Below are 17,734 nucleotides of genomic sequence, written 5' to 3' on the forward strand. Positions count from 1 at the left end.
TGGCTGACGCGGCACTGGCCGCTTCGGTTATCAGGAGCGCCCATACGACAGGACGGGCGGTTTCGGTGGAAAACACCGAAACCGCCCGGACCTGCGTTGACGATCGCGGTCCTGCCGCATCGCGTGCGCCTGCGCGACGACGAAGCCGAGCTGGAGAATCTGCCAAGAAGTGGCGCATCCTTCGGCAAATGTCGACGGCGAACGGTCTGGTGAGCGCCGCCTAGCCTCGGGTCATCCCACATCTTCGCGGTGCGATCGCGCGCGCCGCGTCTCGCCTGCACGAAGGGATGCCTCGCAGTGAGCGGACCGCTTTCCGACCTCGTCGTACTGGACTTGTCCCGCGCCCTGGCAGGCCCTCACGCCGCCATGATGCTCGGTGACATGGGAGCACGCGTCATCAAGATCGAGAACCCGGGCGGTGGTGACGACACCCGCGGGTGGGGGCCACCGTTCGTCGGCCCCGAGGATGCTCGTGAATCGACGTACTTCCTGTCCTGCAACCGCAACAAGGAGTCGGTCACCCTCGACCTGAAGTCCGAGCAGGGGCGCCGCACGCTGGCCCGCCTGGTGCGGCGCAGCGATGTTCTGGTGGAGAACTTCCGCTCCGGCGTGCTGGACCGCCTCGGCTTCCCAGTCGACGAACTCCACCGGCTGAACCCGCGACTGGTGGTGCTGTCCATCACCGGGTTCGGCCACGACGGCCCGCAGGGCGGCCGGCCCGGCTACGACCAGATAGCCCAGGGCGAGGCCGGCCTGATGAGCCTGACCGGCCCAAGCCCTGACGAACCCACCCGGATCGGCGTCCCCATCGGCGACCTGCTGGCCGGAATGTACGGCGCCTACGGGGTCCTCGCGGCGCTGCACGAACGCGAGCGCACCGGCCGCGGCCGGATCGTGCGGACCTCGCTCCTCGCCGCCATCGTCGGTGTGCACGCCTTCCAGGGCACGAACTACACCGTCGCGGGAAAGGTCGGCCGGGCGCAGGGGAACCTGCACCCCTCGCTCCAGCCGTACGGCGCGTACCGCTGCCGTGACGCGATCATCCAAGTCGCCGTGGGCAGCGAGGGGCTGTGGGCCCGCTTCGCGCCCGTGGTGGGTCTGGCCGCCGACGACCCCCGGTTCGCCGTCAACGCCGACCGGGTCGAGCATGCCGAGGAGCTGACGGCGCTGATCAACGCCGTGTTCGCCGAGCGCGGCGTGGACGAACTGCTCGCCGAGCTTTCCGCCGTCGGAGTGCCGGCGGGCGAGGTACGCACCTTGGACCGGGTCTACGAGTGGGACCAGACCCGTTCGCAGGGACTGGTGGTGGAGGTGGACCACAGCACGCTGGGCTCCATCGCACTTCCCGGCCCGGCGGTCAGGTTCGACGATGGCGGCCGGGAACGGCACCAGGCTCCGCCCGTCCTGGGCGAACACACCCAGGCCGTGATCGAATGGCTGGACCGGCTCGACGAGCAGCACCCGCGGAAGCTGCCGGACGCGGTCGCCGACGAATCGGTCCTGCGCCCCTGGGCCACGGCGGGCCGGCCATGACCCGCCCATCCCGTACCGGGGCGCATGAGCTGATCCGCCAGGTGCTGGACCCGGACAGCTGGGTGAGCTGGGACACCCCGCCCGAGCACCCGCAGGGCCTCGACCCGGAATATGCCGAGCAGTTGCGCCGTGCGGCCGAGGCCGGCGGTGTCGACGAATCCGTGGTGACCGGCGAAGGACGCCTCAAGGGACGCCGAGTGGCCGTCCTCGCCTGCGAGTTCGCGTTCCTGGCGGGCTCGATCGGGGTGGCCGCGGCGACCCGCCTGGTGGCCGCCGTGGAGCGGGCAACCGCCGAGGGCCTGCCGCTGATCGCCTCCCCCACCTCCGGGGGCACGCGGATGCAGGAGGGAACGGTCGCGTTCGTACAGATGGTGCGGATCAGCGCCGCCATAGCGGCGCACCGCGAGGCGGGGCTGCCGTACCTGGTGTACCTGCGCGGGCCGACGACGGGAGGCGTGTTCGCGTCCTGGGGATCCCTCGGACATCTGACCGCGGCGGAACCAGGCGCGCTGATCGGCTTCCTGGGGCCGCGGGTGTACGAGGCACTGCACGGCGAGCCCTTCCCCAAGGGCGTACAGCTCGCGGAGAACCTGCACGCCTGCGGCCTGATCGACGCGGTTCTGCGACCGGAGGAGCTGCGGGGGGCGGCCGCGCGGGCGCTGAACGTGCTGACCGCACCGCGCGACGGTCTGCCGGACGCTCCGCCGCTTCCTGTCGAGCCGCTCGCGGACGTGCCCGCGTGGACATCGGTGCGGCTCTCGCGCCGGCCGGACCGGCCGGGTGTGCGGTCCCTGCTGCGCCATGCCGCCTCCGAAGTGGTTCCGCTCAACGGCACCGGCGAGGGCGAGAACGACCCCGGGCTGCTGCTGGCGCTCGCCCGCTTCGGGGCGGCGCCGTGCGTGGTGCTGGGCCAGGACCGCAGCCGTCAGCATGCCTACGGTCCGTTCGGGCCGGCGGGGCTGCGCATCGCCAGGCGCGGCATGCGGCTGGCCGCCGAACTGGACCTGCCGCTCGTCAGCGTGATCGACACCGCAGGGGCGGCGCTGAGCAAGGAGGCCGAGGAGCGCGGGCTCGCGGCTGAGATCGCGCGCTGCCTGGCCGAGCTGACCACGCTGCCGGCCCCGACCCTGTGCCTGCTGCTCGGTCAGGGGGCGGGCGGGGGCGCGCTGGCACTGCTGCCCGCCGACCGGGTGCTGTGCGCGCAGCACGCCTGGCTGTCGCCCCTGCCACCCGAAGGCGCCTCGGCGATCCTGTACCGCACGCCCGAGCGCGCCGCCGAACTGGCCGCGGCCCAGGGGATTCGCTCCCTGGACCTGCTCCGCTCCGGCGTGGTGGACCGCATCGTGGCTGAGCGGCCGGACGCCGCCGATGAGCACATGGCGTTCTTGTCCCGTCTCGCGCAGGTGCTGGAGCACGAACTGATCGCACTGCTGCGTCGCCCCGCGCCCGAACGCCGGGCGGCTCGGCTGGAACGCTACGCCGCCATCGGGCACCAACAGCCGCTGCTGGCATCTCTTGCCGAAGAATCGACGGATTCTAAGCAACAAGCGCCCATGAAGGGGAGCCTTGCGCACCCTTAGAGTCCCGACCGTACTGGTCGGCGGCACCGTCCCATGCCTGGTACCCGAGCACGACAGGAGACCTCGACGCATGCCAATTCCCGAGAACGGGCGGGTGCTCGTCGCCCTCGGCGGCAACGCCATGACCGGCCCTGATGGCTCGGCGACGCCGGAGGCCCAGCGGGCCGCGGTGGCCGTGGCCGTCGAATGCGTGGCCGACCTGATCGCCTCCGGCGCCCAGGTCGTCCTGACCCACGGCAACGGCCCCCAGGTCGGCAACCTGCTGGTCAAGAACGAGTTGGCCGCGCACGCAGTGCCGCCGGTACCGCTGGACTGGTGCGGTGCGCAGACGCAGGGCACCTTGGGCTTCACCATTGTCTCCGCCCTGGAGGGCGCTCTGCGCGGCCGCGGAGTGCCTGTGCCGGTGGCGGCGGTGGTCACCCGCACACTCGTCGATCCGGCGGACAGGGCGTTCGACCGGCCCACCAAGCCGGTGGGAAGGTACCTGCCGCGCGAGGAGGCCGAGCGGTTCATCGCGCTGGGCCAGCACTGGGAAGACCGGGGCGCAAGCGGCTGGCGCCGGGTGGTCCCCTCCCCCGATCCGCTGGAGGTACTCGATGCCGAGGCGGTCCGGACCCTGCTCGCCGCGGGCTTCGTCACCGTCGCCGCCGGCGGAGGCGGTATCCCCGTGGCGCGCGGCGCCGACGGGTCCGAGCGCGGCGTCGAGGCCGTGCTGGACAAGGACCTCACGGCAGCGCTCCTGGGCGTCGCCGTCGGGGCGGACACGCTGGTCATCGCGACCGATGTGTCCCACGCCATGCTGGACTTCGGTACCGGGCGGCAGCGCCCGATCGGGCGGATCACGCCGGAGGAGATGCGGCAGCACGCAGCGGCCGGGCAGTTCGCCGGGGGGAGCATGGGGCCCAAGGTCGAGGCGGCCCTGCGTTTCGCCGAGAGCACAGGCGGGCGTGCCGTGATCACCTCTCTCGACCGCATCGCCGAAGCGGTGGCCGGTTCGGTCGGCACCGTGGTGGAACCGGCTGCCGTCAAGGCGTCCTGATTCTGACGCGGACCGCCGGCCGGAATTCCGACATCCGCACGCAACAAACTCGCACAAGATAGGTGGTATTCATGCCCAGGCCAATCGAGGTCCACAAGGTAGCCATCGAAAGTGTCGCCGACGCGTCCGGGATGGCCGCCCTCATCGACGACGGGGTCTTCGCCGCGGACGACGTCCTCGCCGTCATCGGCAAGACCGAGGGCAACGGCGGGGTGAACGACTACACCCGCATCCTGGCCGACCGCGCCTTCCGGGAGGTGCTGGTGGACAAGGGGAGCCGTACCCCTGAGGAGGCCAAGCAGGTACCGCTGGTCTGGTCGGGAGGCACGGACGGTGTCATCTCGCCGCACGCCACGGTCTTCGCGTACGCCCCCGAGGGCCGCTACGAGCCGGTCGACGAGCCCCGGCTGTCCGTCGGCGTGGCGATGAGCGAGGAGATCCTCCCGGAGGACATCGGACGCCCTGCCATGGTGGAGAAGGTCGCCGCGGGTGTGCAGGAAGCGATGAAGGTGGCCGGCATCACCGACCCTGCGGACGTGCACTACGTACAGACCAAGACGCCCCTGCTCGTCCTCGAGACCATCAACCAGGCCAAGGCTCGCGGCCGGGATGTGTGGACCGAGGACACCCTCAAGTCGATGGACGTGTCCAACTCCACCACGGCTCTGGGCATCGCCGTCGCGCTGGGCGAGATCGAGATGCCGAAGGCGGAGCAGATCCACCGCGACCTGTCGCTGTACTCGTCTGTGGCCTCCTGCTCCTCCGGTGTGGAGCTGGACAGGGCGCAGATCGTGGTGGTCGGCAACGCGCGCGGAATCGGCGGGCGGTTCCGGGTGGGTCACAGCGTGATGAAGGACGCCCTGGACGCCGACGGCATCTGGGAGGCGATCCGGTCGGCGGGCCTGGACCTGCCGGAGCGGCCGAGGCCGAGCGACCTGGGCGAGCGTCTGGTCAACGTGTTCCTCAAGTGCGAGGCGGACCCGACGGGCCGGGTGCGCGGTCGACGCAACATCATGCTCGACGACTCGGATGTCCACTGGCACCGCCAGATCAAGGCGTGCGTCGGCGGTGTCACCGCGTCGGTCACCGGCGATCCGGCCGTGTTCGTCTCGGTCGCGGCGGTGCACCAGGGTCCTTCGGGCGGAGGCCCCGTCGCGGCGATCGTGTCCGTCGACTGAACGGCTTCAGGCACCCGTGCCCCTGGAGGCACCAAATTCCGCACCCGCGGCGGGTGTCCGAATTCTCCTCCTCGGACACCCGCCGGCCCGGATGCGACGCGGGTCCCGCACATCCGGCACGACGCGAGGTGCCGGCCTTGAGCGCGACCGGGTGTGGTGGCTTTGGCGCGGCGGGCCGAGTGAACCGAGTCGCGGGGGTCAACGCCTGACATCGACACCGTCCGAGCTGGACCGCGCCTCGTGAGTGCCTCGGCGGCAACACGCGCCCGGCGGGGCGCTTATCCGAGCGGCAGCTCCGCCTGCTTGGCCTCTTCCACTCCGGGCTCAGCCCGCCGACCAGCGGAGTCTCGATCTGGGACTTGAGGATCTCGTCGGCGGTCTTGGTCCAAGTGAACGGTCTGGGGTTCTGGTTCCAGGTGTCGATCCAGTCGCGGATGTCGTTCCCGTCGAACTCTCCGCACCCGCACGGCACCTGTCGTCCACCGGCGCCGGCATCGCTTGGTCACCCCGAGCACGCTGCTGTCCCGACTCCGTTGCCCGGTCCACAGTCCGGGATCGATCCTGCACCACGCCACTCGGGCCTGACCCGCATACGAGGGCAGCAGAGTGTTACTCAGCCCCGGTTCGGGCGCCGAGGGCGAACGCGTACATCAGGCGCTGAATGCTCCAACTGGCGGGCCTACGAACTCATCTCCGACCTGAGCGAGAAGCTGCTCGCAGGGGACGCCGAGTTCGTCGACAATCTCACCCCGCCGCCCTCGGAAGCCGAGCGCGGCCAGCTGCTGCGTGCCCTGGCCAGCAACGCCATCCGGGGCAGCCTTGAGCGGCACTTCGGCATCTCGCTGGCGTTCATGAACTGCCACCGGGTCGCGGCCTTCCGGCCCCAGGCACAGGGCGGCGAGGCATACGTGAGGTTCACCTCCCAGCGCGCGCAAATCCTCAACCAGTCCCCCGGACTGCGCGACTGCTGAACCGGCCTGCACACCCGTGGCGCCGAGGGCCGCACCCCTCGCCGCCGACGGGTCCCTCCGGCGTCCGCACAGCCCTTCACTCCGGCGCGACGAAAGGCGATCGCGTGAGCGGTCAGCAGGGACACGCCCATCAGCACGGACATCAGCACGAGAGGGCTGACGACCATCCGCACCACGGCCACAGGCACAAGCCCTCCAGCCGGGCGGCGCGATGGTCGCATCACCTCAGGCATCTGGTCCGGCCGCATTCACACGAGTCCGCTGACAAGATCGACCGTGCGCTGGAGTCCTCCACCCAGGGCATGCGCGCCCTGTGGATCTCCCTTGCCGTGCTGGGGGCCACCGCCGCGGCCCAGGCGATCGTCTTCGCACTCTCCGGGTCCGTGGCACTGCTGGGCGACACCGTCCACAACGCCGCCGACGCACTGACGGCCCTGCCCCTGGCGGTGGCCTTCGTGCTCGGCCACCGGGCCGCGACCCGCACGTTCACCTACGGCTACGGGCGGGCCGAGGATCTGGCCGGAATCGCCATCGTGCTCACCATCGCGGCCTCTGCCCTGTTCGCCGCCTGGACGGCGGTCGAGCGGCTGCTCGATCCGCGCCCCGGAGCCGGGCTGGGGGTCACGCTCGGTGGGAACCTGCTGGCCGCCTGCGGCGATGGGTCGAAGGGGCAGGCTCCTCTCGGCAGCCCCGCGCCGTCGGTCGCGCCGCGTCGCGGAGGGCGGCTCCGCGCGGCCTTCCCCGGCTCGAGCGCCGAGTCGACCAGCGTGCAGACCAGAAGGTGCGGGTCGCCCCACTCGACGACGGAGGCGGAGAGATCTTCGCCCTGTGTGACGTCGAGCTTGAACTCGTACACCCCTCGCACGAGCATCCGGCGGCGCACGAGGCGGACGAACACCGGGTCCGGGTCGGCTGCGAGGTAGGTGTGTCCGGAGCCTTCGTGTGCGTGGGCGTGCAGGGCAGCAAGGAGGTCGCCGGGTTCGGGCGTGCGGGGTGGCGACGACGGACTCATCGTCCAGGGTGTTGATGCCCGACACGGCGGCGAGAGCCCGGGTGACGGCCGGGATGAGTTCGTCCGCGGTCGGCGCGTAGCCGAGGCGGTGGCGAGCCTCGAGGACCCAGTCGAAGGCCTCGGCCGGAGTGTAGGCGGCTTCGCACAGCTCGTCCGTGAGAGCGGCGAGAGCGGGCAGCGCACGGTCCGGATCGGGGACGGCGCGCAACTCGGAGAGCATGACCTGGTCCTCGGCGTCCAGCCTGGTGGCCATGGACAGGAGGCCGTCCCCGTCGTGGCCGGCGAGCTCCGCGTCGTACTGCATGCGGAGACTGATCAGCGCGGTGAGCGCCTCGACCAGGGTGGGCGCGGGAAGTTCGGGCGTCCGCCGGCGGAGAGAGTGTGCAGGGCGAGCTCGGCGCGCAGCCGACGGGGGTCGGCGTTGCCGTGCCGGTGGATGTCAGCCAGTTGACGACGGCGCGAGCGTCGAACAGCGGGCGGCCGTTCTCGTGGGCGACCGGCGCGGGGAAGTCCGCGTGCCGGCGGCTCCACGTGGTGGGGACGGGCCGCTTGACATGGGCGAGGGAGGCAATTTTCTGCTTACGTGATCCGCCAGTTCGGCATGTCGGCCATGCTGGGTGTTGTCGTTTCACGCGCCGTGGCCACGTCTTCCCCCCTCCGTTGTCAGATCTCATGACCTGTCTGCGGGCCGGCTCACGGATCCCCCAAGTGTCACGGCTCTGGCAGGTGTCAGAACCTTACAGCGACAAGTGGGACGACCTTCGGGTCGACCTGATAACCGGGGTTATCAGGATGCATCGGGACCGGTAAGGGCGGAACCGCGCACTGTGGTTCGCTCAGCGCCGCAACGGTGGCGCCCAGGCCGACAGGTCCCGCATGCGCTGCTCTTCTGGATGAGGCGCTTGGGAGCCCCATCGTCAGGAGACCTCGACTCCTGCCCGGCGATCAGCGCGAGCACCCGACCACTCTCAACTGCGAAAAGCCACTTCAGGAGCGGGCGATGGACCACGAGATTCAGCTGATCAGTGACGGTGATGGACTGGCCGTCATCGGAAATGCGACGGACGTCGAACGCTTCCTCGTCTCGGAGGGGCTGTCGTCCAAGGACCTCGGACTGCAACGGTTCAAGTCCATCCTCGGTGCCGGGGCTGTAGTAGCGCAGGCAGGTTCGGAGATTGTCGCCAACTCCGGTCGCTGGGTGAAGCTGACTCGGGAGTCGGCACACCTTGTCAAGAAGTACGGGCTGAGGGAGAGCTCGAAGACGGGTCTCAGCCGGCTGTGGTCCAGTCGAGCAACCAGGTCGCGGACGGCGTCCACGACTTCCACGGGCGGCTCGGGATTGAGTCCGGTCGACAGTCATCGGAGGCGAAACGATGGGTGGACGCGGCCGCGGAGGTGAGGGACAAGGCGCTCGAGACGGGAGCCAAGGGCTTCGATGCCGCCAGAAGTCTCGGCAACCAGACCCTCGACCTGGCCAACTCGGTCAAGGGAAAGCTCTCCAGCGGGATCGCCGAGCGAGCGCGCCTTTGGCGCGGGGACGAGGAGGAACGCGGCGAGGAAGGCTGAGCGAGCGCTGACCGTCCGCCACGTGCACAGCTCGACTGCGCCTTCAATTGCGAAGGATCCCGGTTACACACCGAGCATCGCCGACAGCTACGGCTCTTGCGCAGTCCGCCGGGCAAGACTCACGACTTGACCGCGGCCCGCGCGACCACCTGATCGAAGTCGTTTTCGCGCACTGACACGCATGTTCCTCGATTTTGCTGGCGCGTTGGCCCCAGGCGGGGTGTCCAACAGCCCTGCGGACGGGCTGAGCCATCGCCGAGAGGTGGCGCCGGGGAGTCCTGCGTGGGGGCGTGCACCGCCGTTCATCCTGATGACGAGGAACGTGCAGGTCCAGGGCCGGCCGGTGCCAACCGCGCCAGGGCATCGTCATACGCGGCAGCGTTGCGGGGGACGAGGCATTTCATCTGCTCGAAGAATTCACGTCCGCTCTCCCGGAGTTGCTCGAGGAAGAGGTCTTCTGCAACCGCTGCCCGCCGACCCTCGGCCGGCCAGTTCAGCGAGATGAGGATGTTTCCACCCCCAATGCGCTTGAAGGTCAGTTTGATCGGCTGATCCGGGAAAAAGGTATGCGCCTCATCCTTTGTGCGGAGCTCCTCGACCATGTTGCAGATGTAGGCCCAGAGCTGGTCGACGTAGTCCCACAAATCCCGGTCGAGGACAGCGACGCCGTGTACGGACAACTCGATCGCACCGTCGATATAGTCCGGATCGCGCGGCTTCGCGGCCTCGGTGACAGGAGTGAAGCCTTCGCTCGGGTTTCCGAGGTAGGAGGTGATGCTGACGGCTGTGTAGCTGCTCATTATTCGAGGGTCCCTGGGTAGAACTGGCCGACGCGTCCCCGGTTTATGCCGAGAACGTAGTCCGCGCCGTTCACTCTTCCTTGGATTTGGAACATCTGAGGGTTGCCTGGCTGGGTGAGCTTCTCCCTGTTCTGCTTCAGGGTTTCGGAAATCGCGTGCTCCACTTCTTCGACCGTCATTTTCCGGTCGAGGAAGGACCGGTTGGCCTTTACTGAGCCGTCCCAGTACTCCGGGTGGTGGCGCTCGAGAATGTGCGCCATGCCGGCTTTGTCCAACAGGTACGGGTTGTTGCCGAACTGGTAGTGGCTGCTCTGCCAGTCCTTGAGAGCGTTCTCCACCTTGCAGGTGAAGAGACCGAGGGGGTCGGTCCAGGTATGCGGATTGGGCACCCACGCAACTGGGTTGGGTGCGGGCCCGAGGCCCAGGGGGTCAGAGCTGGTGTAACGGGCGGTGGCGGGGTCGTAGTGGCGATGGTGGTTGTAGTGGAGACCGGTCTCGGCGTCAGCGTACTGTCCGGGGTGGCGAAGTGGGGTGTGGGCGGTGGCGCCACGGGCAACGGCGGTAGTGCCCCACAGGGTGCTACGAGTGCGCCAGGCAAGGTCGCCGTCGGGGGTGACGAGTTCGGTGGGTGTGCCGACGAGGTCGGTGATGATGGCGAAGAAGCGGGTGTCGATGACTTGCTGCGCGTCCGAGGTCAGGGCGCGCTCGGCTTGAGCGACAGGCGCGAGACCGTTGTATTCCCAGGTCATGGAGACCGGGCGCACGCCGGGGCCGGTGGCGGTCTGTTCGATGAGCTGGGTGCCGTCCCAGGTGAAGACGGTCTCCTCGACGACCTGGTTGTCGCCGTCAACGCGTTGCTTTGCTGTGCGGCGCCCAAGGGGGCGTAGCGGTAGGTCCAGATGGTGCCGTCGGGGGTGGTGCAGGCAGTGAGGTGGTCTTCGGCGTCCCACGTGTAGTGCCAGACATCCGGCTTGCGGGACAAGCGCGCCTTCCGGCGTTCGATGACACGGCCGGCCGCATCGTGGACGTAAGTCCACCGCCCAGCCTTCGTGACCCGGGTACCGGTGAACTCACGTGGACCGAGGCCGGATTCGCCGTGGGATACGGGCCATGCGGCCTGGACGAGGTTGCCTGCGGCGTCGTACGTGTACGTTTCGCTCCAACTCTGGCCGGTGACGTGGGTGACACGGCCGGCCCGGTCGAGGCGGAAGCGGCGGGCGCCGTTGAGACGGTCGGTGAGTGCGGTGAGAAGACCGTCCGGCCGGTACTCGTACGTCCGCTCCTGCAGCACTCCGTCCTGGCCCGCATGGCTGGGCACGTTGGCGACAGCATCTGCCGTCACGGTCTGGCCGAGGAGGCGGCCGACAGGGTCCCAGGTGTTCGCCCAGGACAGGACGGTGTCAAGGGTACGGTGGGTTTCCCGCCCCGCGGCGTCGAACCGTGAATCGAGAGTGTGCCCATCCAGGTCGACCCCCACGCGGTTACCGGCGTAGTCGTACGCGTAGGCAGTGACCGCTCCCGCCGGGGTGGTTCGACGGACGATCCGCCCGAGCGGGTCGCGGTCGAAGGCGAGGACCCGGCCTTCGTACATTTCGGTACGGAGGCGGCCCATGCGGTCACGCTGCAGGACCAGCACGGACTCCGGCGTTTCGGCGGAGATGAGTCGTCCGACAGGATCGTAGGCGTAGTGAGTTACGTCGCCGTCCACGTCCTTGGCGGTCACCCGGCCGAGGAGGTCGCGCTTGTAGGTGACGGACTGGCCCAGAGCGTTGGCACGATGGCACAAGCGGCCGGCATCGTCGTGGGTGTACAAGAGCCGACGGTCATCGAAGTCGGTCTCGACGGTGACCAGACCGGTCGGGTCGTACTCGTAGTCCCAGGTCAACCCCTGCGGGTTGGTGACCCGGCGGAGGCGGAGCTCAGTGTCGTAGGCGAACCGATGGCGGGCGCCGTCCGTGTCCACCCGGGTCTCGAGCAGATCGAAGTGCGTGTAGGTGTACTCCGTTACTCCGCCCATGGGGTCGGTGTGGCGGAGGAGGTTGCCTTCTCCGTCCCAGTCCCACATCTCGACGAAGCCGTCCGCACTTGTCCGCTGGGCAAGCTTCCCCTCCGCCGTCCAGGAGCAATGTGTGGTCTGGCCCAACGGATCTGTCACGACTGCGGGGCGGCCGAAAGCGTCGCGAACGTACGTGGTGGTCGCGCCGAGAGGGTCCGTGATACGTACCGGCAGGCCGGCGGGGTTGCTCTCGACACGAGTGACCTGGCCGAGCGGGTCGGTGACCGCCGCGAGGTGCCCCCGCTCGTCATACGTCAGCGTGGTTGTGGTGCCATCCGGTGATTCGACACGGGTGAGGCGTCCTGAGCCATCGAAGCGGTGCCGGGTGACGCCACCGTCCGGAGCAGTCTGCTCGATCGGATTCCCGGCCGCGTCGTAGGTGGCTGAAGAGGTCGTTCCGTCTGCATGACAGATGCGTACCGGACGCCCGTGATGGTCGTAGTCGTAGACGACGGTGGCGCCGACGGGGTCGGTCTCCCGCACGGGGCGGTGCTGGTCGTCGTAGGTGGTGTGGGTGGTGCGGCCGGCGCGGTCGGTCTCGGCGGTAATCCGCAGCTGGGCGTCGATGGTGAACAGGGAGGTGTGGCCGAGGGAGTCGGTGACCCGCGTCGTCGTGCAGCCCGGCTCGCGGCTCTCCAGTCCGTACTCGAAATGGGCTGCGAGGTGTCCGGCTTCGCCGGCGTGGTGGATGCAGCGGTCCTCGTCGTCGTAGGCATAGGAGAACGAGCGGCTGTTGGTGTCGGCCCAGGTGGTGATGCGACCGCGCTCGTCGACGTCGTACCGGGTGGCGCGGTGTTCGGAGTCGGCGACCGAGGTGAGGAAACCCCGCTCGTCGTAGCCGTAGGTGCGGAGCGTGACCGGCCCATCGGGTGTGGCGAGGGCGAGAGTGGTGATGCGGCCGGCGTCGCAGGTGAGCTGCAGCTCATAGCCACCGGAATGGCTCATCGCGTGCGGCTGCCCGAGGTCCCATTCGACGGATATCCAGTTGCCCTGGGTGTCGGAGACGGTGGCGAGTTTGGCGATGCCGTCGCCGCCGGGGGCCACACCTGCGGGGGCTTCGAAGGTGCGGGTGATGCGCGAGACCGGATCGTACAACGTGTACGAGCCGTCCGGTTCACGTTCCAGTGACCACGGGATCCCCTGGAGCGGGGTGACGGGCAGGCCGGGGGCCGGGTGGGGATAGGCGCGCACGCTGCCGTCCGCGGCGACATGACACACGCCTTCGGCGTCGACCTCGAGGCGTTCGTCGATGGTGGAGGACCAGGCGGGCCCGAACCAGCCGCCGTTGCGGTAGGCGGACTCGAACGTGCGGGTGAACTCCAGCGGCATCGTGCCCGGCAGGGTGACGTCGGTCGCGGTGAGGACCATGCGACCGGTGGCCATGTCGACCGGTTCGTTGCGCAGGACCTTGCAGTTCAGGTCCCGGGCCAGGTCGCTGAGGCGTTCCTTGACGGACTTGCGGGTACTCTCCTTGACGCCCTGCTCGATGGCTTCCTTGCCGGCCCCCTTCACGCCCGCCTTGAGGCCGCCCTTGAGCGCGCCGCCGGAGCCCTTGCCGCCGATGAGTTCGATGGCGATGCCGCCGAGCGCTTCGGCGGGGTCGCGCCAGTTCTGGTTCTTGACGATGCCCACGAGGCGTTCGGGGTGGGCCGCCGTGGAAGCGAGGCCGGTGGCGACGCCATTGAGGTTCATCAGGTACTGGCCGGGGTGAGCCAGGTTGTACGGATCCGTCGGGTTCAGCATCCGCACCAGGCCGACCGTCTCGCCCAGCCCCTTCAGCGCCCCGCCGGCGAGGTGGACGCTGTTCAGGACCCAGCCCTCGGCCATGTCGCGCACCATCGAACCGGCCAGTTCCATCGCTCCGGGCATCTCCGGAGCCTGCTCCACCAAGCCCTTGATCGCGTCCCTGGCCCGGAGCGCGGCGTCGTCACGCTGGCGCCGGGCCTCGGCGACCATGTGCTGCGCCTGCTCCATCGCGGCACGCCCAGGGTCCCGGAAGGGCGGCGGCTTCGGCCCGGGATCCTGGCCGGCCTCGTTCTGGCGGTTCCACTCGTCGGCCGTGGCGTTGTAGTCCTTGACGGCCTTGTCCGACAGAGCTTTCGCCCGCTTGTACGACTCGATCGCTTCCCGCGCCTGGCCCTGCGCCCACTGCACTGTGGAGGCGTATCCCACCAGCGTCTTCGCCGCGGCCTCGCAGGCGTCAGCGGCGGTGATCCAGAACTTCGGGTGCGGCTCGAACTCGGCCCGGAAGGCGTCCCCTGCCGAGCCCTTCCAACCGTGCACGTCGAGGCGCTTGAGGCCGGAGCCGAGCTTGTCGAACGCCTTGAAGAAGTCCCGCAGGTGTTCGGCACGCTCGGTCAGCTGCGTCGCGTCGCCGTGGATGATCTCCTTCGGGTCGTCCGTCTCGCCCAGTTGGCGTTCGGCGACGTCGGCGCCGAGCTTGTCCGCCGTCCACTCCGACGCGTCCCGGACCCCTTCGGCAGCACCCTCCAGGCCCACCCGGTCCAACCCGTCAGCGGCCTTGTCACCCGCCCACTCGACACCGTCGCCGACGGCTCCCAGGCCGTCCTTCGCGGCACCGACCACATCGTCGAACCCCAGTCCCATGGCCTACTTCCCCCCGTCGGCCTTGCTCCCCTGACCACCCTGCTCCGGCGGCGGCCCGTCCCACTGCCAGTCCGAGTCGTCCCACCGGTCCGGGCCGGCCACGTCCTGCCAGGGCGAGGTCGAGAAGTCCTCCCCGACCTGTCCCCATTGGTCCCCCATCCCACCCCAGTCCGGCGCGGAGGCGTCGAACTCGGGCTTCGGCTGCACGCCGTCCCACACCTCGCCCCAGGACTTCTCGCCCGCCTGGTCCCCCTGCGCCATGCCCTCGGACGGGTTGTACGAGCCCGCAGTGACGGCGACCTCCTTCAACGTGTCGCTCACGTACTGCTCCTGCTCGTGATACAGACCCGCCGACAGACCCAGCTTGTGGGCGATGTCGTTCAGTTCCTGCATCCTGCCGTGGATCGCAAACGCCCACCGGCCGCAGAACTGGCCGAAGACATCGGCCAGTTCACCGGAACCCATCTCCATGCCGGACATGAGCAGGAACTGGAAGCCGTGCCCCTGCTGGGCCGTGATCGAGAAGTAGCCGGTCTCCTCCAACTCGGCCGTCGCGGCCCGCAACCCCTGCTCGACCTGCTTCGCCGCTTCCGGATCGAACGTGTAGCCGTCGCTCATGACGACACCCCCTTCGTTCCGTCGCTCGTCAGGGCCACCTCATCCGGCACAATCCCCTTCGCCGGCGGCAGCACGAACGCGCCCTCGCAGCCGACATCCACCGCGATCCCGCCCGGCACGCCGATCTCGGCGAGCGTCTCGTCCAGCAGCCTCGCCCCGTACACCCGGCGGAACGACCACAGGCCGCCCTCGCCCCGCGCCTGCGCAAAAGCCGTCATCGTTTCGGTAGTCGTGAACGCGTAGATCCACCGCAGACCTGCCTGATCCCGGCGGGCAGCGGCAGCGCATCACGGTCGCCCGGGCGATCCACACTGTTCGTGCAGCTGGTGACCGTACCGTTCGTGCTCGGCGTCGTGATCGTGGCCCTGGACTGGCGGCTCGGGCTGGTCCTCCTCGCCGCCACCGTGGCGGCGCTCCCCTTCGTACGGCAGGTACAGAAGCGCTCCAACATGGGCTTCCGGGGTGTGGACGAGGCCGACGCCGAAACATCGAGCCGCATCGTGGAGTACGTCCAAGGCATGCCGGTCCTCAAAGCCACTGGTCAGGCGGGGGCGGACTCCCCGCGTCTGATGTCGGTCCTGGCGCATCAGCACACAACGCAGGCGGCGGCGAACCGCTCCGCTGCCATGCCCGTCGCGGGCGCGCAGCTCGTGGTGCAGCTCGCCGTGGCGGCGCTGGTCGCGGTGGGAGCGGGGCTGGTGCTGGACGCGCGGCTGTCCGCGGCGGTGCTGGTCGCGGTGGTCGTCACCGCCGCACGGTTCGCCGAGCCCCTGAGCCTGGTCGCGACGATGACCAAGCTGTTCGAGCTGTCCGAGGCGGCGTTGAGCAGGGTGGGAGACGTCCTCGACGTGCGGCCGCTGCCGGTCGGTCCGGGCGGGAGCGATCCGAAGACTTTCGACATCCGCTTCGAGTCGGTCACCTTCACCTACGACGGCCAGGACAAGCCGTCTTTGAGGGGGTCGACTTCACCGTCCCCGAGCACAGCCTGACCGCCCTCGTCGGCCCGTCAGGGTCCGGGAAGACCACGATCACCAAGCTGATCAGCCGCTTCGCCGACCCGCAGGGCGGCGTCATACGGCTCGGCGGAGTCGATGTACGCACGCTGGAACCCGACGAACTGCTTCGCCACATCGCCATCGTCTTCCAGGACGTCTACCTCTTCGACGACACCATCCGCGCCAACATCGCGCTGGGCCGGCCGGACGCCTCCGACGCCGAGATCGAGGCCGCCGCCCGCGCGGCGAACGTCCACGACTTCGTCGATCGGCTCCCGGGACGCTACGACACGCGCGTCGGCGAGATCGGCTCGGCGCAATTCAAGCCTCCTTGCGCACCCAGCTAAGGGCGAGTGAGTGCCGTGGGCCGTTCCCCGGCAGGGAGAGCGGCGAGCGCCGGTGTGGACACGGAACAGATCCCGGCCACTCGGCACCGTCGAGGAGGTCGGCTCAGCCCCTGTACCCGAGGGTGATGGCCGAAACTCGCCAGGAATCGACCATCCGTTGCCTCATGAGCCAACTCACCTCTCCGTTGCGGAATCTGGTTCCGCATCACCCAGCAGCGGATCGGGCAGGTCGGCCCAACCCTCGACTCCGCGGGACAGGTCGCGGTCGTCGAGCAGCGCGGCGTCGAGGATGCCGCGGAGCTGACCCTGGTCCAGGTCGATGCCGGTGAAGACGATCTCGTTGCGGCGCTCGCCGTAGTAGTCGTCCCAGAACCAGGAAGCCAGGGTCCGGCGCAGCGGCGAGGCATCACGCCAAGCCCGCGAGTCGCCGTCCTGCAACCAGGCGTCGGCCTCGCGCAGTTCCAGGTGGCGGCCGGCCGAGCGCCAGCTGACGACCGACTGCGTCACTCCGCGGTCGTCTGCGCGCCGGTACACAGGCACGGTGACGGTCTCGAGACAATCGGCCGGTCCGGCTACGGCCCACTGCGGGTCCGGCCTGGTAAGCGCCGCTTGCACGGCCTCGCCGGCCTCGGTACCGGACAGCACCGCTGCCGACGGATTGAGGTGGGCGAGCAGAGCCCCGGTCCCCTCTCGCCCACCGTCGGCCTCATTCCGTCCAGGCCCGAGAACCACCAGGCCGGCGGCTTCCACTTGGCGGGCGGCGGCCTCAGCGAGCGTGACGGGTACGGCATGGGCGCCTGGCCCGAAGATCTGGGCGGCGCGGTGCACGCAGCTCAGGTCACTCAGGAAACGATCGGGATCGACGCCTACGGCGATCGGCACCACGTCGTAGTAGTGCCCTATCGGCGTGTGGCCCAGTGGGGTCTGCCGCAAGGCTGCCAAAAACAGTGCGGCATCCAGGTTGTCCGGGAGCGAAAGGACGACGTGGGGGCGCACCGAATGGCGGGCGATGGCCGTCAGGTCCTGACGGATGATCACGGCCGGGGCGCCGGTTGCCACACGGCTCAGCTCGGTCCGAAGCGGCTCGTCGTCGCATGAGAGGACTCGCTGCACGAAGGGGTACCGGCCGTCCGGGCCGCTCTGGACCGAGACCGAGAGCACCACGGCGTCGGGCGCGGCACGCAGCACCATGTCCAATGCGCGGCTACGCGCCTCTGGGGTGTTGCCGGAAACGATGCCCAGCAAGCCCCGGTCCGGCCCTCTGCCAATCCTCACTCTCCCACCCTCGCGATCGCGGCCACGAACGCGTTGACAGCCCTGCGTGCCCGCAGCATCGCCAGTGGCACGTCTCCTCCTCGACTCGGTATCAGACCTCAGCATAAATGAAAACGATTGTCGTTATCTAGTACTCTCCTCCTCACGATGTCGCCCT

11 protein-coding genes and 4 pseudogenes are annotated in these 17,734 nt (G+C 69.3%); 9 read left to right on the forward strand and 6 right to left on the reverse strand.

Features of this window, described 5'->3' with window-relative positions:
• The first annotated feature begins 297 nt into the window (after nucleotides 1–297).
• From ACY34J_RS23910 to ACY34J_RS23940, 7 genes and pseudogenes are all read left to right on the forward strand, one after another.
• Nucleotides 298–1,533 carry a CaiB/BaiF CoA transferase family protein gene (locus ACY34J_RS23910; protein ID WP_462728673.1) on the forward strand — a complete coding sequence of 412 codons (1,236 nt, stop codon included), beginning with the start codon at nucleotides 298–300 and terminating at the stop codon, nucleotides 1,531–1,533.
• Complete coding sequence (locus ACY34J_RS23915) at nucleotides 1,530–3,113, forward strand: carboxyl transferase domain-containing protein (protein ID WP_462728674.1); 1,584 nt, start codon at nucleotides 1,530–1,532, stop codon at nucleotides 3,111–3,113. Before ACY34J_RS23910 ends, ACY34J_RS23915 begins: the two co-directional genes overlap by 4 nt.
• A gap of 70 nt (nucleotides 3,114–3,183) precedes the next feature.
• On the forward strand, nucleotides 3,184–4,152 hold the full coding sequence (locus ACY34J_RS23920; RefSeq protein WP_462728675.1) for a carbamate kinase: 969 nt from the start codon (nucleotides 3,184–3,186) through the stop codon (nucleotides 4,150–4,152).
• A gap of 71 nt (nucleotides 4,153–4,223) precedes the next feature.
• A complete protein-coding gene (gene bar / locus ACY34J_RS23925; RefSeq protein WP_462728676.1) occupies nucleotides 4,224–5,330 on the forward strand; it encodes a barbiturase in 1,107 nt (368 codons plus the stop codon).
• A gap of 677 nt (nucleotides 5,331–6,007) precedes the next feature.
• A pseudogene (locus ACY34J_RS23930) lies at nucleotides 6,008–6,301 on the forward strand (SCO5389 family protein); the annotation flags it as partial.
• 104 nt (nucleotides 6,302–6,405) lie between these two features.
• A pseudogene (locus ACY34J_RS23935) lies at nucleotides 6,406–6,912 on the forward strand (cation diffusion facilitator family transporter); the annotation flags it as partial.
• 1,679 nt (nucleotides 6,913–8,591) lie between these two features.
• Nucleotides 8,592–8,879: a hypothetical protein gene (locus ACY34J_RS23940; RefSeq protein ID WP_462728677.1), complete on the forward strand. Its 288-nt coding sequence runs from the start codon at nucleotides 8,592–8,594 to the stop codon at nucleotides 8,877–8,879.
• 302 nt (nucleotides 8,880–9,181) lie between these two features.
• Here ACY34J_RS23940 and ACY34J_RS23945 read toward each other — a convergent pair whose 3' ends face one another.
• From ACY34J_RS23945 to ACY34J_RS23965, 5 genes and pseudogenes are all read right to left on the reverse strand, one after another.
• Nucleotides 9,182–9,679: a hypothetical protein gene (locus tag ACY34J_RS23945; protein ID WP_462728678.1), complete on the reverse strand. Its 498-nt coding sequence runs from the start codon at nucleotides 9,677–9,679 to the stop codon at nucleotides 9,182–9,184.
• Between the two features lie 350 nt (nucleotides 9,680–10,029).
• Nucleotides 10,030–10,754, reverse strand: a pseudogene (locus ACY34J_RS23950) (RHS repeat-associated core domain-containing protein); the annotation flags it as partial.
• 2,175 nt (nucleotides 10,755–12,929) lie between these two features.
• Nucleotides 12,930–14,342: pseudogene (locus ACY34J_RS23955) on the reverse strand (putative T7SS-secreted protein); the annotation flags it as partial.
• Nucleotides 14,343–14,345: 3 nt separating this feature from the next.
• The gene (locus tag ACY34J_RS23960; RefSeq protein WP_462728679.1) at nucleotides 14,346–14,960 is read right to left on the reverse strand and encodes a hypothetical protein; all 615 of its coding nucleotides are present in this window, start codon (nucleotides 14,958–14,960) and stop codon (nucleotides 14,346–14,348) included.
• A complete protein-coding gene (locus ACY34J_RS23965) occupies nucleotides 14,957–15,178 on the reverse strand; it encodes a hypothetical protein (RefSeq protein ID WP_462728680.1) in 222 nt (73 codons plus the stop codon). Before ACY34J_RS23965 ends, ACY34J_RS23960 begins: the two co-directional genes overlap by 4 nt.
• A gap of 99 nt (nucleotides 15,179–15,277) precedes the next feature.
• On the opposite strand from ACY34J_RS23965, the gene ACY34J_RS23970 reads away from it, so the two are divergent.
• Entirely contained in the window at nucleotides 15,278–15,949 is a 672-nt protein-coding gene (locus tag ACY34J_RS23970; protein ID WP_462728681.1) for an ABC transporter transmembrane domain-containing protein, read from the forward strand.
• On the forward strand, nucleotides 15,946–16,302 hold the full coding sequence (locus tag ACY34J_RS23975) for an ATP-binding cassette domain-containing protein (RefSeq protein ID WP_462728707.1): 357 nt from the start codon (nucleotides 15,946–15,948) through the stop codon (nucleotides 16,300–16,302). Before ACY34J_RS23970 ends, ACY34J_RS23975 begins: the two co-directional genes overlap by 4 nt.
• Before the next feature lie 174 nt (nucleotides 16,303–16,476).
• On the opposite strand, the gene ACY34J_RS23980 is transcribed toward ACY34J_RS23975, so the two are convergent.
• Nucleotides 16,477–17,547, reverse strand: coding sequence for a GTP-binding protein (locus ACY34J_RS23980; RefSeq protein ID WP_462728682.1), 1,071 nt, complete (start codon nucleotides 17,545–17,547; stop codon nucleotides 16,477–16,479).
• Between the last annotated feature and the right edge of the window lie 187 nt (nucleotides 17,548–17,734).

This window comes from Streptomyces sp. HSS9-12, from assembly GCF_054963655.1.